At 39.2% G+C, this 17,394-nt stretch carries 17 protein-coding genes; 4 read left to right on the top strand and 13 right to left on the bottom strand.

Annotated features, from left to right (window positions below; all coding sequences use genetic code 11):
- Positions 1-61: 61 nt before the first annotated feature.
- The 9 genes from MHH44_RS04245 to MHH44_RS04205 all read right to left on the bottom strand — a co-directional run bounded on the left by MHH44_RS04245 (position 62) and on the right by MHH44_RS04205 (position 7,534).
- Positions 62-565, bottom strand: coding sequence for a flagellar protein FlgN (locus tag MHH44_RS04245; RefSeq protein WP_340797904.1), 504 nt, complete (start codon positions 563-565; stop codon positions 62-64).
- Positions 566-600: 35 nt separating this feature from the next.
- Positions 601-861, bottom strand: a complete 261-nt coding sequence (gene flgM / locus MHH44_RS04240; protein WP_340797903.1) for a flagellar biosynthesis anti-sigma factor FlgM — start codon at positions 859-861, stop codon at positions 601-603.
- Between the two features lie 169 nt (positions 862-1,030).
- Complete coding sequence (locus tag MHH44_RS04235) at positions 1,031-1,441, bottom strand: TIGR03826 family flagellar region protein (RefSeq protein WP_340797902.1); 411 nt, start codon at positions 1,439-1,441, stop codon at positions 1,031-1,033.
- Between the two features lie 67 nt (positions 1,442-1,508).
- Positions 1,509-2,114 (bottom strand): ComF family protein, encoded by a 606-nt coding sequence (locus tag MHH44_RS04230; RefSeq protein WP_340797900.1) that lies wholly within the window; start codon positions 2,112-2,114, stop codon positions 1,509-1,511.
- Positions 2,107-3,180 (bottom strand): DEAD/DEAH box helicase, encoded by a 1,074-nt coding sequence (locus MHH44_RS04225; RefSeq protein ID WP_340797899.1) that lies wholly within the window; start codon positions 3,178-3,180, stop codon positions 2,107-2,109. The genes MHH44_RS04230 and MHH44_RS04225 overlap by 8 nt, the downstream gene beginning before the upstream one ends.
- A 662-nt stretch (positions 3,181-3,842) precedes the next feature.
- Entirely contained in the window at positions 3,843-4,685 is an 843-nt protein-coding gene (locus tag MHH44_RS04220) for a DegV family protein (RefSeq protein WP_340797898.1), read from the bottom strand.
- Between the two features lie 176 nt (positions 4,686-4,861).
- Complete coding sequence (locus tag MHH44_RS04215; RefSeq protein WP_087615612.1) at positions 4,862-5,377, bottom strand: nuclear transport factor 2 family protein; 516 nt, start codon at positions 5,375-5,377, stop codon at positions 4,862-4,864.
- Between the two features lie 296 nt (positions 5,378-5,673).
- Complete coding sequence (locus tag MHH44_RS04210; protein WP_008407366.1) at positions 5,674-6,348, bottom strand: response regulator; 675 nt, start codon at positions 6,346-6,348, stop codon at positions 5,674-5,676.
- A gap of 22 nt (positions 6,349-6,370) precedes the next feature.
- Entirely contained in the window at positions 6,371-7,534 is a 1,164-nt protein-coding gene (locus MHH44_RS04205) for a sensor histidine kinase (RefSeq protein ID WP_087615613.1), read from the bottom strand.
- Positions 7,535-7,695: 161 nt separating this feature from the next.
- Here MHH44_RS04205 and MHH44_RS04200 point away from each other — a divergent pair, with 161 nt between their 5' ends.
- Both MHH44_RS04200 and MHH44_RS04195 read left to right on the top strand, forming a co-directional pair.
- Complete coding sequence (locus MHH44_RS04200) at positions 7,696-8,331, top strand: YigZ family protein (RefSeq protein ID WP_340797897.1); 636 nt, start codon at positions 7,696-7,698, stop codon at positions 8,329-8,331.
- A gap of 141 nt (positions 8,332-8,472) precedes the next feature.
- Positions 8,473-9,525 carry an LCP family protein gene (locus MHH44_RS04195; protein WP_340797896.1) on the top strand — a complete coding sequence of 351 codons (1,053 nt, stop codon included), beginning with the start codon at positions 8,473-8,475 and terminating at the stop codon, positions 9,523-9,525.
- 80 nt (positions 9,526-9,605) lie between these two features.
- On the opposite strand, the gene MHH44_RS04190 is transcribed toward MHH44_RS04195, so the two are convergent.
- Both MHH44_RS04190 and MHH44_RS04185 read right to left on the bottom strand, forming a co-directional pair.
- Positions 9,606-9,791 carry a hypothetical protein gene (locus tag MHH44_RS04190; protein ID WP_340797895.1) on the bottom strand — a complete coding sequence of 62 codons (186 nt, stop codon included), beginning with the start codon at positions 9,789-9,791 and terminating at the stop codon, positions 9,606-9,608.
- Between the two features lie 227 nt (positions 9,792-10,018).
- Positions 10,019-11,074, bottom strand: coding sequence for a glycosyltransferase family 4 protein (locus MHH44_RS04185; RefSeq protein ID WP_014824666.1), 1,056 nt, complete (start codon positions 11,072-11,074; stop codon positions 10,019-10,021).
- A gap of 350 nt (positions 11,075-11,424) precedes the next feature.
- On the opposite strand from MHH44_RS04185, the gene secA2 reads away from it, so the two are divergent.
- Together secA2 and MHH44_RS04175 are read left to right on the top strand one after the other, a co-directional pair.
- A complete protein-coding gene (gene secA2, locus MHH44_RS04180; RefSeq protein WP_340797894.1) occupies positions 11,425-13,785 on the top strand; it encodes an accessory Sec system translocase SecA2 in 2,361 nt (786 codons plus the stop codon).
- A gap of 3 nt (positions 13,786-13,788) precedes the next feature.
- Entirely contained in the window at positions 13,789-14,694 is a 906-nt protein-coding gene (locus tag MHH44_RS04175) for an accessory Sec system S-layer assembly protein (protein WP_008407373.1), read from the top strand.
- A 634-nt stretch (positions 14,695-15,328) separates the two neighbouring features.
- Here the strand turns inward: MHH44_RS04175 and MHH44_RS04170 are convergent.
- Positions 15,329-15,880 (bottom strand): C40 family peptidase, encoded by a 552-nt coding sequence (locus tag MHH44_RS04170; protein ID WP_008407374.1) that lies wholly within the window; start codon positions 15,878-15,880, stop codon positions 15,329-15,331.
- A gap of 312 nt (positions 15,881-16,192) precedes the next feature.
- The gene (locus MHH44_RS04165; RefSeq protein ID WP_340797893.1) at positions 16,193-17,152 is read right to left on the bottom strand and encodes a C40 family peptidase; all 960 of its coding nucleotides are present in this window, start codon (positions 17,150-17,152) and stop codon (positions 16,193-16,195) included.
- Positions 17,153-17,394 lie beyond the last annotated feature (242 nt).

Below are 17,394 nucleotides of genomic sequence, written 5' to 3'. Positions count from 1 at the left end.
GATAATTTTCAATAAAAAATCACATGTATTGCCTCCGCAGCATGCGGAAGCTTACATGCGATTAGGCTTTAAATTCATTGAATGAACGTTTCGTAACTTCAGCATTCCCGCGTATTTGCGCGCCGGAATAATTGAACTGCTCATTTTGCTGTGGGCGCATTGCATCCAATGTAATGTTTATAAACTGCAATGAATTCATAACCAATTTCTGATTCAAATCGTTTTGCATTTTTAATTGATTCAGCAACGTGATTAATCGTTCGCGCACACTGACCAATTTTTCTGTGGATTCGCTGTTTTCAGCGGCCGTTATTACATCGGCAACAGATGGTGTGTCAGTGAGAGCAATTCCTTTTGCTCGGAGGTAATCCGTTACCATCGACTGACGCTGTTGTTCAAGTGTATTAATCGCCGCTACATGTGCCTGCTCATTTTTGATGAGCTGATCAAGCTTTTCCATATCACCTTGCTTAATATATTCCGTTTTCGCAAGCGCTAGTTCAAGCAGACTTTTATGCATTTTCTCTAGCTTCTCCAGCGTGACGACAATCGTGGCAATTGACATGTATTTAGCGCTCCCTTGTTGTAAAATTTCAGTTATTAGTTACGGAAGAATTTCAGCATGTCTTCAGCAACCTGCTTTGCGTCTACTTTGTAGTTTCCAGAATCAATATCTTCCTTAATCTTTTTCACACGTTCTGCACGCTCATTTGCATAGGTCGAATTCGCCTGCATCTCTTTTGCTTTCGTTGAAATTTCGATCTGGTCTGCAAATGTTTTTTGAGTTTCTGCACTCTTTACAGCGCGTGCCTGTTTATTGTAAGGATTGACTGCCTGCAAACCGATTGGATTAATCTTCATCTTTATAGACCTCCTCTCAAATTAAAAGCTATGTCTATTTTATATTTCGACTGCTTTAGCCGATTGTTTATGCTTTATCGCAAAAAACTGGACTTATGTAGTATATTATTATGCTCATTTTACGAAAAATAAAAACGAAGTCCTATTCAAACGACTTCGTTTTACGAAATTATTTTTTTCCAGAGAGATACGTCCCACGATTCTGGCGATTCATCTCATCACGGAATTCCTGTGCTGCTTCCAATGTACGCAAATCTGATTTTAATTCATTTTGACATTTTTCACATAGCTTCCCGGTAGTTGTTAAACGTCCACAGTTATCACACGGGTAGCCAAGGTTTGGAAACATCGCCGGGTGCAGACGACCTTTTCGCACCCACTTATAGAGCAAGTCGCGCTCTACCCCTGTCGCCTCCACAATACGGTCAACATTTGCTGCACGGTTTTCACGCTTACGCAGGAAACGATATACCTCTTGATATTGGTCCTCTTCTTTTTGTGCACAGTTATGGCAAACTTCCCTCAAACCTGTATAGTTAAAAAAACTGTTACACGTCGGGCAATTTCTTAATTCGGCCATTTTGAGCCCTCCTCATTCGTTCTCTTTTTAAATGCTTTGGTAATCTTGATTAAAAAGGTTCTAAATTTTACCCACGGATTAATGTGAATCCGTCCACTGTTTTCGCACCGGCTTCGAGCAGTGCCTTTTTCGCATGGTTTAATGTTGTCCCTGTAGTATAAATATCGTCAACTATAAGTAAACTTTTATCTTTTATTGCAGCCGGATTGATAACTTCAAAAAGTTGTGGGGTTTGCAGCCGCTCTTCTCGTGTTTTCAGTGATTGCTGCTCAGTCGAAAGCTTTATTAAATGGTGGGCAAATGGGATATTCGCCGCCTTTAGCAATTCATCGATATGTGCAAACGTTCTTAGTCGCAAGTTTTTGGGATGCATTGGAATGGGGATAATGAGACGGGTTTCATTTTTGAGCTGTTCATGGAGGATTTTATTGAATACTTTTGCAAGCAGTATGTCATGAAGGAACTTATAACGGTGCAAGTATTCTTTCATCGCTTTATTATAGCGGAATAAAGACACGATACCTTCTTCCTGTTGCTGCTCGATTCGTTGAAAGCGTTGTTCACAGCGCGAGCAGATTGTCTGAGGCAGTGTTTTTAGCAGCAGTTCTTTCCAGCCAATGCTTTGCTGTAGCTCACTATCACATAAGAGGCAATTCAAAATTGGCTTATTCATAGCTGTTCATCTCCATTATTTTGTTGCGTGCTCTGTCCATTTCCATTGTAATACCATGATGGAAAAATACGATATCCCCTGTAGGATACTGCACATTACGTCCTACCCTTCCGCTTATTTGGATGAGAGCACTGGATGTGAAGACCGGATTATCCGCACCTACTACAGCGACTTGGACATTTTTAATCGTGATTCCGCGCTCCAATATTGTCGTCGTCAATAAACCTGTCCGCTGCTCATTGCGCAATTGCAGGACTTTTTCTTTTCGGTCTGGATCTTCCGAATGGACGCTTTCAATAGTAGATTCTATTTTTTGAAAGAGGGGTGTTGCTTGTTCCATTAATTCGATTGTTGGTAAGAAGATGAGGAATGGCTCGTTCTGCTGGAGCCTTTGCTTGACCCATGTATGGAGCTTTTGAGGCATTTTATTTTTCTGAAATGCTTTTTCGTAATTCCATAGTGACAGGAACCTAGGAACCGGTAAGGGATGGCCATGGAATCTTCTTGCGATAAATGAGTAGCCCCAGTTTTCTTTCCTTTGCTGATTGAGTAGTTTGTTTGAAGGAGTAGCTGTTACAAATGCAATCGGGGCATCCGCTTTTTTTGCTTTCATGACCGCACGCTGCAACGCTTCGTCATAGGTGTACGGGAAGGCATCTGCTTCATCGACAACCATGACATCAAATGCATTTTCAAACCGGTACAACTGATGTGTCGTCACCAGAACAAGCTGCGCAAACTCGGCGTTATTTTCCGCGCCGCCGTATAGTGCATCGATTGAAATCTTTTGGAACACCTGCTGAAAACGAGGATACAATTCCAGGACTACATCCGTTCTAGGCGTTGCCACACAAACTCTTTTATCCGCTTTCAGTGAATCGTATATCGCAGCAAAAAGAATCTCTGTTTTACCAGCACCGCAAACCGCTTCCAAAAGGTGATTTCTGTTTTGTGCAATACTTTGGGCGAGTTCATCCGCCGCTTTTTGCTGATGAGGAGTAAGGTTGCCCGTCCATGCAAACTGAACTGGCGATTTCTGTTTTCGAGTGTCCGTTCCTTTCCACAAAATTAGCTCATCACAGCTGCACATTCGCCCCATCGTAATACAGTGCCGGCAATAGTGACAGATTTTTTGACACTTGGCACAGAGAAATGACACAAATTTATGTGGTTTTTCATTTAGACAACGCCTGCAAGTAAGCTTGGGTTCTGTAATAACAGCTGGGGTGGTTTCAAAATATCCGCGGTTGATGTAGGTGTCGATTTTTTCCTGGGAAAATGGTGTATGACGGCGCGACCAGATTCGGCCAGTGAAGAAATTTACGATTGCCGGTTCGGGGATGAGTCCGGTGTATCGGGTGTGGGTTGGATAATTAAGTATATCGGAGTCGTTTGAGACGAAGGGTTTGTGAAGTCGATAACGTTTGTTTATTGAGGTTGTTGTTAACATAATTTTCGCTCCTTTATTTATTTTCAGAAGTTGTTGATAATCAATTATTGCTAATGAAGTACCTCGGACTATTCTACTTTGATACTATAGGTTCTATATTTTCCTGTTCATATTCTACTTTCAGGGGCTCACGTTCCACTTTTGCCCTGTGACTTTCTACTTTTCACGGCCCACGTTCTACTTTCCAACCACAAAATTCTAATTCCCGTCGCCCACCTCTCCACAATTCAAAAACAGCCACTAACTCCCTCAGAAGTAGTGACTGTTAAGCCTAAAAATTATTTCTTAATCCATCCCATCGCCATTGCACCTTCACCTAGGTGTGTGCCGATGACCGGACCGAAGTAGCTAAGCGTGAAATCGACTGTTGGGTAAGCCGCTTCCAGAGATTTCATCCATTCATGGGCTTCATCCTCACAGTTGGCGTGAATGACTGTTGCTTGAAGAGCGCCGTGCTTTTCGACTGCTGAAGCGAGTTGTTCTTCCACTCGGCGTAGTGCTTTTTTGCGTGTACGGATTTTTTCGAATGGCACGATGACTTTGTTCTGGAAAGTTAAAATCGGTTTTACTTGAAGCAATCCCCCGATCAATGCCGCTGCCGCTGATAAGCGACCGCCGCGCTGCAGATGTTGCAGATCATCAACAATAATGTAATCATCCATCGTGTCTTTCAGATCGTTTAAGTGTGTCATAATCTGCTCGCCTGAAGCGCCTTTCGATGCTAGTTTAGCTGCTTCTTTTACATAAAAACCTTGCAAGTAGGCAGCAACTTCCGAATCAAATGCATGAACATTGACACCTTCCACCATTGCACCGGCTTGGACCGCCCCTTGGAAAGTTCCACTAATTCCGCTTGATAAGTGAATCGTTACAATTTCATCATAATCTTTTCCTAAAGTTTCATAAAGCTCGACAAATTTTCCGACAGAGGGCTGCGTTGTTTTCGGAAACTCCGCTGCACCCCGCACACGGTCGTAAAATTCAGAAGCTGTAATATCGATTTCTTCATCGTAAAATGTTCCTTCAATGTTGACACTTAGAGGAATCATATGGACATTGTACGAATTTCGTTCTTCAAGTGTTAAATAGGCTGTACTATCTGTAACAATTGCTGTTTTCATCGCTCTCCCACTCTCCTATGTTCATTAGTTTACATGAACTCACTATAATTGTGAACGGTAAATTGCCATTCTTATAGGGAACTTCCCCCTGTCACAACCTCATCGCTATATGAAAAAAACATCTTGGCATCGATTCGCACAAGACGTTTTTACTTTATATTATAGAAGATAAGTTTTTATTCACTACCGATATAATAGATACTCGAAACTTTCCAACTGTCTTCCTTCTTAAATACCGTTACTTGGCGGCCGACACCGGATAGTTCGGCACCTGTGTCAATTTCTTTCGTTTCGGTCTTTAAATTAGAGAAAACTTGGGCTTCTTCGCCACTATATTTAACAATCGTAATATCTTCAGCCGTACGTTTTACATCATATTGATTAAACACGTCGGAAACCGCCTCGATGTCTTCATCATAATTAAAGCCTGTCGCATTTTTTGAAATTATATTTTTATAACGTTCTAAATCTTTTTCATTAAAGGCTGCAATATACTCATTAAAAGCAGAGATAATATTATTTTTTTCTTCCTCCGGGACATCTGTAGCTTCTTCAATCGAATCTCCCATCATTTCAAAACCTACAGTACCTTCGTCGATCGTTTTCTGCAGATTTTCAGGTGAAGCTTCTTGTTTATCCCCGCAAGCTGCCAGTACAAAAACCGCCAGTACAGCTACCAACCATTTTTTCATAATTTTACAACCTCCCGCAAAACATTTTAGCACACAATATTAGAAAAACACATCTTGTATTAAATAGCACGAATAATGTTTTCTTATGCCGAATTCATTGAAAACGAATACCTTCTTTAGCCCGTAAAAATTCGATGTTCGAATTATTTGCTATCGTCTTCAAAACATTAGGACGAAACTTGTTCACAGATGTTTCATAGTTAAAACGGCAAGGTCTGTTTATTAATTCTCAATAATATGCAAAAATAAAAACAGGGAGACGAATTCGAATCCCTGTTTAAACGTATAATATGTAATTAACGTACTTCTACCCAGCCGTTTTTGATTGCTGTTACAACTGCTTGTGTACGGTCATTAACATTCATTTTTTGTAAAATACTTGATACATGGTTTTTAACCGTTTTTTCCGAGATGAATAATGTCTCACCGATTGTACGGTTTGATTGGCCATCTGTTAATAGTTGAAGCACTTCGCATTCACGCTTCGTTAATAAGTGGAATGGACGGCGAATTTCTGTTTGGTGGAAATTACCTTTGTTTTCGTGCTCTGATAGACGGCGGAATTCCGCAACCAGATTTTTCGTTACTTTCGGGTGCAGATATGAACCACCATTTGAAACAACTTTGATTGCTTCAACGATTTCATCGGCATCCATTTCTTTCAGCATATAGCCAAGAGCACCTGATTTTAATGCGTGTGTTACATAAGATTCATCATCATGAATCGATAAAACCATTACTTTCGCATCCGGATATACAGCGATTAAATCAGCAGTCGCCTCAACACCGTTTTTACCTGGCATATTAATATCCATTAATACGACATCCGGTTCGTTTTGTTCATACAAGTTTACGATATCTGTACCGTCATCGCCTTCAGCAACAACCTCGAATGTGTCTTCAAAATCTAAAATACGTTTTACCCCTTCACGGAATAATTGGTGATCATCTACAATAATAATTTTCGTCATTTCGAAACCCCCTGGAATTCTGCTATCTTATCTCTTCATCTTTTGTCGGCAATGGAATTTTCATTAAAATTGTTGTTCCTTTACCGATGCTGCTGCTAATTTTCAAAGAACCTTTCAGCAGATCAATTCTTTCTTTCATTCCTATAATACCGAAAGATCCTTCACGAGCGCTTTCCGTATCAAATCCAACCCCATTATCTTTTACCACAACATTAATTTCGTCACATAACCACTCAAGTTTAACAATAATCAGGTTCGGCTTTCCGTGTTTCAATGCATTGTTTACACTTTCCTGCACTAAACGGAAAACGGCTACCTCATAATCTGAAGGGATTCTGCGCTCGTTATTATATGAAAGGAACTGAATCTCAACACCTGGATTGTATTCCATAATCGTAGATAAATACTTTTTCAATGTTGGATCAATACCTAAATCATCGAGTGCCATTGGACGTAAATCATAAATAATGCGGCGCACTTCTGATAAGGCGTTGCGAACGCTTATTTTCAAGTCATGAATTTCTTTTAAAGCGGCGTCTGCTCCTTTTTCTCGGAAAGTGCGGTCAATTAAATTCGAACGCATCAGCACATTCGCCATCATTTGTGCAGGCCCATCATGAATTTCACGCGATAAACGTTTTCGTTCTTCTTCCTGGGCTGCGATAATACGTATGCCAAAATCTTGTTTGATCTTCGCCTGTTCCAGTGCTGCTCCGACATTTTTCAGGTCGGTCGTCAAAAAATTGATAACAACATTTACTTGGTTCACGATATGATCCGCTCTTTCAATCGTATCATAAAGTGTGCGCAGGCGCCTTTCCAAATCGTCACGCTTATCTCTTAGCTGCTTTTCGCGCTCCCGGCAAAGGGAGACCTTTAATTGTAAGTTACTTGTATTTTCATAAGCTGCACGTATTTGCTCTTCTGAATGATTATTGAAACTTTTACTTACAACGACTAATCGCTGTCTAGACAATTGAAGCAACTTTTCCAAGTTATCACTTTCATCTATTATAATCTTTATTTCATGACGCACAACTTCCAGCTCTTGTTGCATTTCTTCAAAGTTTCTGCGGCTTTGTTCGCTTATAATAAATACATCATCTTTCGAACTTGTAATAGTTTCCAACATTCGATTAAATATTACATCAAGCGAGGCGATGTCTATTTGATTGTTTTCTAGCACTTTTTCCCCACCTTACTTAGTCAGAATGCGAACTACTCTATCTTTTTACTTTGCAACCTACTATTATAGTACATACATATTATATCATTAGTAAATCATTTTTTAAGTTAAATTATAACCACAAATTTGAAATCAAATTGTAATATTAAGGAGAATCGATAATGAGAAATAACTACATTACTGTAAAAGGTTACGGAGAATCAGAAATCATCATATCAAAATCACGTTTTTTAACTTATGTAGAACGCGTTGAGACAGAAGAAGAAGCGATTCTCTTTATAGATAGAATAAAAAAGATGCATGCATCGGCTACTCATAACTGTTCCTGCTATATGATCGGTGAGCATGACCATATCCAAAAAGCGAATGATGACGGGGAACCAAGCGGTACTGCAGGCGTCCCTATGTTAGAAGTACTTAAAAAACAAGGTTTAAAAGATACGGTTGTTGTCGTCACTCGCTATTTCGGCGGGATTAAGCTTGGCGGAGGCGGTTTAATCCGCGCCTATAGTAAAGCTACAACAGAAGGAATCGCAGCTGCCCAAGTTGTTGAGCGAAAATTGCATTATATAATGAAAATTGAGATTGATTATGTGTGGTTAGGGAAATTAGAAAATGAAATACGTGGTTCCCACTACCTTCTTCATGATATTCAGTATGCAGAAAATGTAGAAATTTATGTACATGTTTCAAAAGAAGAAGAGCAAAATTTTATTGACTGGATTACCGAACTGACAAACGGGCAGGCGGCAGTTACACAAGAAGATGCGCTTTTCATCGAATTTTTAAAGGAATAATGTCGAAATATTTGTCATCATAATGCAAGATAACGTTACTTTACGACAAAACTAGATTGTAGTATATTAGATAAGATTACGAATTAACTATAAAAACCAATTTAATATAGTAACCTATCCCTAACCTAGAGGAGAATCTTTATGAAAACAAGGCAAAATAAAAAGAAAGGCTCTTCGAAATTCAGATTATTTCTTAAAGTTACGATGCTTCTGACTCTTTCACTCGCAATTTGCGCAACAGCATACGGTGTCTATTTGACGAAGCAAGCCGAACATGCAGCAGACAGTGCATATGAAGTAATCAAGGACCGCAAAATGTCGGACCAGCGAGAAGTAAAAGTTGAGCCTGCCCAAGACAATGTATCTATTTTAATTTTAGGTGTCGATGATAGTGATAAGCGCGGACAAGGTGCAGACAATTCACGCACTGATGCCCTTTTGCTTGCCACTTTGAACAATAAAACAAAAACAGTTAAACTAGTAAGTATTCCACGTGATTCATATGTTTACATCCCTCACATCGGATATAACGATAAAATCAACCATGCACATGCGCGCGGTGGCACACTTGCTTCAATTGAAACGGTAGAAGAATTATTTGATATCCCAATTGATTACTATATGCGTGTAAACTTTAATGCCTTCATCGATATTGTCGATGCATTAGGTGGCATTGAAGCAGAAGTACCTTACGCAATGCTTGAAAAAGACGAGTTCGACCGCAACACAGTCAACTTGCAGCCAGGATTGCAAACATTGGACGGCCGTGAAGCACTGGCACTTGCCCGCACACGTAAACAGGACAATGACATTGAACGTGGTAAACGCCAGCAGGAGATCATTCAGGCAATCGCTTCTAAAGCAGCATCGTTTACATCACTTTCAAAATATGATGATATTTTATCCGCTGTCGGTAACAACATGAAGACAGATATGACATTCACGGAGATGAAATCTTTCTTCAGCTATTTAACAAACGGCATGCCTCGTATTGATACATTGACATTGGAAGGCTATGACGACATGTCAACAGGTGTTTACTATTACAAACTGGATGAAGAAGCGCTTGCAGAAACAAGCCATATTTTAAAAAGTCATTTAGGGCTTACTCCTGAATCGACAAACATTTCGGGCACAAGCTCTCAATCCAACAACTCAGCTTATACAACAAAAACGAATTCCGATACACAATAACCTTAACCAACCTCCGCGCGTTATGCGGGGGTTGGTTTTTTATATGGCGTCTCTACTATAGTATAGGGGGGTGTTCAACTTTACGGGCATACTGTTCCACTTTTTCCTGAGAAGGCTTCTACTTTCACTTCATTTCTTTCCACTTTTCCCCGAGACTTTGCTAATAAAATTGCGCGTTCTACTTTTTCGAGGATCCGTTCTACATTTCCACGAAAAGCTTCTACTTTAGCTTCAGAACTTTCTACTTTCACTTCATTCCGTTCCACTTTCCTCCTCGAATCTGCTAATAAATTCGCGCGTTCTACATTTCAGCCGGTCTGTTCCACATTTCCACGAAAAGTTTCTATTTTCACCTCTAAACTTTCTACATTCACTTCATCTCTTTCCACTTTAGCCACCAAACTTTCTACTTCCTCCAACAATTTGGCAAATAAATTCCCCTAAAATAAAAAACAAGCAAACGGCACAAAGCCATTTACTTGTTTCGATCTTTTCACTTATTAAATATTCTTACGAGGTTGAGCAATGGTTTGTAGTTTTTGCCGGCGAGACCGATAATTTCTACGAACAGCTCAATCGCCACCAATATAACGGCAATGAGTAAAATTGCGCCCCATACTTTTGCCATCGAGAAGATGACAGCAGCGAGACCGAACATTGCGGCCATCGCATAAATAATCATCACTGTTTGACGATGCGAGAATCCTAAATCCAATAAACGGTGGTGTAAATGCGATTTATCCGGATCTGACCACTTTTTACCACTACGTAAACGACGCACGATCGCGAAGAATGTATCAGAAATTGGAACTCCCAGCATAATAACCGGGATAACGAATGAAATAACAGCTACGTTTTTAAATCCTAATAGCGCGAGCACCGAAATCATAAATCCTAAAAACAGTGCACCTGTGTCCCCCATGAAAATTTTCGCTGGGTGGAAGTTGAAAAACAGGAAACCGATTGTTGCAGCAGCCAAAATAGCAGCCATTGCGATAACAATACCGTTACCCATGATCATTGCCATTACGGCTAATGTCATTAATGCAATTGTTGAGACACCTGCAGCTAGTCCATCAAGACCATCGATTAAGTTAATCGCATTAGTAATACCAACAATCCAAATAATTGTGAACGGAATACCTAACCAGCCGAATTCCAGTTCCCCACCAAACGGTAAGTTAATATTATCAATTTGAATACCGCCGACAAATACAACGATGCAGGCAGCAATCACTTGACCGAGCAGCTTAGCCTTTGCGGAAATTTCCCGCATATCATCAACAATACCTGTTGCTACAATAATTGTCGCGGCAATTAAAATTGCATATAAGTAGTCACTTTCGAAGTTCGTGACTAATTTTAAAAGTAATATCCCGATCATAAACGCACCAAAAATTGCTAAACCGCCTAATCGTGGCATAATGCGAGCATGCACTTTACGATAGTTCGGGGCATCTACAGCTCCAAGGCGAAAAGCCAATCGCTTCACAAGCGGAGTTAGTATAATAGCAGCAATAAAAGCTACGATTAAAGACACGTAAATCATGTCTCTCCTCCTTAATTTTTGTAGTATTAAGCATTACAATAAATCGCCTTTTGGAGATTCATTAAAAACTCTACATTTTTATTCAACATAAGTATAGCATGAACAATTCATAAAATATAGCTCAAATTCCTTCCACTATTTATTCCGCTCACATAAATTTTACATCTATCATTCTTCTAGTGTATTTCAAACTAATCAAATAATTAATATTATAAAAGAGAGGTTCATCCAATTTATTTATATTGTTCCTATGAATTCCCTTTTGTTCAGTAGTCTTTTTGTGCATTATTTGATAAAATAACGGAGTGTCTACTATATTAAAGTAGCCAATTTCAAAGGAGAGTAAAATAATGTTCTCAATTTTCAAACGTAATAAAGAGCAAACAAGTGCTCGAGAGCTAAAAAGATACTACAAAACAGTAGAGCAGATTAATAGCCTCGAAGCAACATATAGTCCTATGTCTGACGAAGAACTTCGAAATATGACATTTACATTTAAAGAGCGTTTAGAAAACGGAACACAGCTAGTTGATATTATCCCTGATGCATTTGCTGTTGTCCGTGAAGCTTCTAAACGTGTATTAAACATGCGCCACTTTGATGTACAGTTGATTGGCGGTCTAGTTCTTACTGAAGGTAATATTGCCGAAATGCCGACAGGTGAAGGTAAAACACTTGTTGCCTCACTCCCTTCTTACGTGCGTGCATTGGAAGGCAAAGGTGTACACGTTATTACGGTAAACGATTACCTTGCAAAACGTGACTTCGAGTTAATCGGACAAATTCACCGTTTCCTTGGGTTAACAGTTGGACTGAATGTTCCAATGATGGAGCCTGCAGATAAAAAGGAAGCGTACAATGCGGATATTACATATGGTGTCGGTACAGAATTCGGCTTCGACTACTTACGTGATAATATGGCACATACGATCGGCGATAAAGTACAGCGTCCATACCACTTTGCGATTATCGATGAAGTAGATTCTGTCTTAATTGACGAAGCGAAAACACCGTTAATCATCGCGGGTAAAATGGGTGCAAACGAAGAACTGCACCGTATTGCTGCAATGTTGGCGAAACGTTTCAAAGCTGAAGAAGATTACGATTTCGATGACGAAACGAAAGCGACTTCTTTAACAGATCAAGGTATCGAAAAAGTTGAAGCTGCATTCGGAGTCGACAACTTATACGATTTAGAACATCAAACTTTGTACCATTACGTAATTCAGGCAGTACGTGCACACGTTATGTTTGAGTGTGATGTTGATTACATCGTACGTGATGACAAAATCGAATTAGTCGATATGTTTACTGGCCGTATCATGGAAGGTCGTTCACTTTCTGACGGCTTACATCAGGCGATTGAAGCGAAAGAAGGCGTGACAATCACTGAGGAAAACAAAGCACAGGCACAAGTTACAATTCAAAACTACTTCCGTATGTATCCGAAATTATCAGGGATGACAGGTACTGCGAAAACTCAAGAAAAGGAAATTTTAGAAGTTTACGGTATGCGTGTTATTCAAATACCGACAAACCGTCCACGTCGACGCCTGGACCAACCGGATATCGTATTCGAAAAAATCGAGCAAAAATACGAATATGTGGCACAGGAAGTATTGCGTCGCCATGAAAAAGGACAACCGGTATTAATCGGGACAACTTCTATTTTGCAATCAGAAAAAGTAGCGGATTATTTAAAAAAACATGGATTACAATTCCAATTATTAAATGCGAAAACAGTCGAACAAGAGGTTGAATTAATCTCGGAAGCCGGACAAAAAAATCGTATTACCGTTGCGACAAACATGGCTGGACGTGGAACGGATATCGTATTAGGTAAAGGCGTTGATGAGCTTGGCGGTCTATTTGTAATCGGTACTGAAAAGCATGAAAGCCGTCGTGTCGACAACCAATTACGCGGACGTTCTGGTCGTCAAGGTGACGTAGGTGAAACTCGATTTATCCTTTCGATTGAAGACGATATGTTCAAACGTTTCGCAAAAGATGATGTCGAGAAATTCCGTAAAAAAATGACAACAGACGAAATTGGTCTTATTCAAAACAAAGAAGTGACAGAGCTAATCGAACGTACACAGCGTATCGTTGAAGGCGCACACTTCTCTATGCGTGAATATAACTTAAAACTGGATGATGTGATTAATGATCAACGTCGTGTAGTTTATGATTTACGTGATAAAGTATTACGCAATGAAAATCTTCTGGAACATTTAGTGACGATGATGAAGGAAACTGTAGATTTTGCCGTTCGTGAAAATGCCCCTGAAGATAAAGATGTGCTTGAATGGGATTTCGATAAAATGGAACGCACAGTGAACTCTTTATTCTTAACACCTGTTACTGTGAACCGTGAAGAGACGAAAGTGAAGAAAATGCTCGATGCAATGGACCCTTCTGTAAAAGAGTTAACAGAAGTTATCGAAGGCTTTGCTGAAAACGAGCAAATTATGGCCATTATTCCGCAAGTCATGTTGAGCTTCATCGATCAAATGTGGGTAAAACATTTAGAACAGATGGCGCACTTAAAAGAAGGCATCGGCTTACGTCATTACCAGCAGGAAGATCCGATGCGTATTTATCAACGTGAAGGACTAGAATTATTCGGTAAAAACTATCAGGAACTTCGCCGCAAAATAGTAGAAGAACTTGTAACATTTATGAAAAACATTACGATGAATGTGGAGGAATAGCAGATGGGTTTATTCGATTTATTTAAAAAAGGTGACAAAGTAGGTAAAGACAGTGCTGTTGATTCTTCATCAGTCGTAAAAACATCTGGTGATACTTCTAAAAAAGGTGCAAATCGCGATGTTATAACAAAATTATCGTTCCACCCTGAATGGGATGTACCGCAAGAACAAAAGTATGTATTTAATTTCTTAGCAAATGATTTGGCTCCATTGAAACCAAATCAGTTATCGTTGTCAGCAATTAATATCGAGCCTTCATTGGCAAACGGTTCTTGGAATGTTAAAGCATTTTTCCGTTCTTCATTATCAGAAGCAATCGAATTAGGCGAAATCGAGTTATTAATTTTAGATAAAGATGATAACCGAATCGCTTCACATTACTTTGATTTTAAAGAGCTAGGCGTGATCCCAGCAGAAAGTGCTCGTCCATGGATTTTCACATTCCCTGCTTCTTCAATTACTGCAGACGAAGTGCCTGAAGAAGGCTGGAAAATTTCATTCAACTTACTTTCATTACGCGGTCACCAATTAGACTTAGATGACACTTGGAAGAAACAATTACCGAAAGATCAGCAAGAAAAACTAGCTGAAATTGTGAAAACTTTACCGAAGTTAGGAAAAACAGAAGTAAACTTCACAGGACTACAAGCGAAGTTAAACGATGACGGCAGCTTCCACGCATCAATTTTCATCCGTAACGGCCATGAAAAAGCGATCAACTTGGAACAGTTACCACTTGAAATTATGGATGCACGCAATGTCTTAGTTGCTAAGGGATCGTTCAAATTAGACCCTGTATTAACAGTACAACCTAATACGACAAAGCCTTGGACCTTCATCTTCCCTAAAGAGTTAGTAACAGCTGAAGGCGCTGACTTATCTCGCTGGACAGCTCGCGTACCACAATAGGCTTATATAAACAGACAGCATTCGGAAGTCATTAACTGGCTTTCGGGTGCTTTTTTTAGTTTATGGCTCGCTACTAGAGGGCTCGCTTTTATTTGCCGATTTTTCGGGAAAAGTAGAAGGTTTCTTTGCTAATGTAGAACGGAACGCTGGTAATGTGGAAAATTGCGGGGCTTTTGTAGAAAGTTTTGCTTAAAAAGTAGAACGCTAATTCTTTATTTGCCATCCTGTCTTGAAATGTAGAATGTTTTTGGTCTATTGTGGAAACTTTCACTACTAATGTAGAACGGTTCACTCGGAATGTAGAAAGTAGCAGCACTTATGTAGAAACTTCCGCATTGAAAGTAGAACTTCGACTTTTTCTTCGCCATTCAATCAGGAAATGTGGAAAGTTTCAGCGCTAATGTAGAACGAAGCGCTCATAATGTGGAACACGTCGAAACTTATAGAGAAAATTCCCCGCTCTAAAAGTAGAACACCATTCAATCTAACTTCCCCACTCAAAATATAGAAACCCACTCTATCATTCAGCTCCACTACCAAGCCCAAACCACACTAAAAAATCCCCCACCCTATAAAAGGTGAGAGATTATAATTACGAATTATGCAGTATGTAGTAGTGTGTGTAAGCTATGTATTATTCTGCTTCTGGAGTGTTGTCTACATCTGAATCGTCTGCATCTGCTACAAGGGCTTCTTCTGTTGAGAAGTTGGCGATGCGTTTAGCACCTACGTACTTTTTACCCCAGTAATATTTGTCGTTAATGCTTGTTTTGATAACACCCTTGCTTGTAGAAGCGTGGATGAATTTTCCTGAACCAATGTAAATCCCTACATGAGAGATGCGTTTGCCTGATGTGTTGAAAAATACTAAATCGCCTGGCTCAAGGTCACTCTTCTTAACTTTCGTACCTTGCGTATACATATCTGAAGATGTGCGATTCAGTGATGTAATGCCTAGTTCTTTAAAGACATGACGTACATAGCCAGAGCAGTCAAAGCCTTTTGCTGATGTACCGCCGTATGAATAGCGAACTCCTAAATATTTTGAAGAGACTTCTTTTAACTCATCAATCGAGTAAGCAGATTCTTCTGCAGAAGCTTCCTTTTCATTCACCGGTGCGAAGAAAATTACGAAGGCAGCTGCCAAAGTTAGTACGGTATTGCGTATTAATTTTAAGTAATCCATCGTGTTCCCCCAACCAATAAATTTTCTGAAAACTTAACTGATATTAGGTTAACACGAGATTATATTTAATGACATTACAGTTATGTAACAACAAAGTTACATTTACCCGCTTTTAAATAACTTCAAACATTGCCAAAGAACCTATTTTAATTAGGATTTTTAAACTATTATCCAAACAAATACCTCTATTATTTGTAATATTAACCAATATTTAAGCTCTTTTTTGTAACATTTGTAACATTATCACGAATTTATGTAACAAAAAAGAACTAGTAAGTGATTTTCAACACCACTTATTAGCTCTTCACTATTTTATTTTAAATTATTAATACGTTTGTATGCGACAAAGCGCTCATCCCAATATTTTTCTTTGACATTCGAAACCGTAATCCCCTTAGAACCCGCATGGATAAATTCATCATTACCAATATAAATCCCCATATGTGAGACATTTGGGATAAATGTATTTTTGAAAAATACTAAATCTCCCGGTACAGGTTGCGTCACTTTTGTCGTATCTTGTTCGAAATACATAAGACTGCTTTTACGATCCATTTGGATGCCAACTGAATTAAATATGTAGTTTACAAAGCCGCTACAGTCAAATCCATCTGTTGTCGTTCCGCCGTATTTATAAGGTGTGCCTAATACTGCATTAGCCGTTTCAATAGCTTGTGCATAAAGGCGTTCTGTTTGTTGCGAAACCTTCCCAGGCATTGCAACTTCCTTCTTCAACTGTTTTTCAATCGCATCATCTGCCGTTTGATTAAAATTAATTTCCGCTTCCACTGTTTTGGCAGAAGGCGCTTCAACAGCTAAGTCTTTAGTTGATTGCTGGCTGATTGTCAGCTTTTGGCCAACTTTAATCGCATCCGTTTTCAAATTGTTCAGCTGTTTAATACTCGCTACCGATATACTATACTTTTTAGCGATCTTTGTTAAATTATCACCTTTAATAACGGTATGAGAAACGGCAATCTGCAGTGTTTCGACTTTTTCCTCTACAACTGAAACAGCTGTTGTTTTTGTTGCTACCGTTTTAGTTGCCGCCGCCGTTTTGCTCACTGCATTTTTTGCTGGTGCAACGACCAGTTTTTGCGCGATAAAAATGCGATCTTGAGATAGTTTGTTCCATTGTCTAAGCTGATTAATCGTCGTGTTATGAGCTTTCGCAATTTTTGTTAACGTATCGCCATGTTTCACCGTATAAGTGGATGCTTGGGCATCGGGTGCAATGAATAGTGCAAGTGAAAATGTGACACCTGTCAGCACTACCTTCCATTTATTATTTAATATGAAAACTCCCCCTTCTCAATGAAACTACTTTTTACTCTATTTTACTTAATTTTTAATAGAGTATACAACCCTCTTTTAATAAGAAAATTATTCGGGTAGCTATATTTTTCTTCTATTACTATACTCACATAGTAATATTATGTAATAGAAATAAACGAATATTTTATAGACACTGAATTGTTGCAAAATGATTTCTTAAAATATGCTTGTTTTTTAAT

Source organism: Solibacillus sp. FSL K6-1126, from assembly GCF_038003445.1.
Classification (GTDB): Bacteria; Bacillota; Bacilli; order Bacillales_A; family Planococcaceae; genus Solibacillus; species Solibacillus silvestris.
This window is presented reverse-complemented; position numbering and strand designations above follow the sequence as displayed.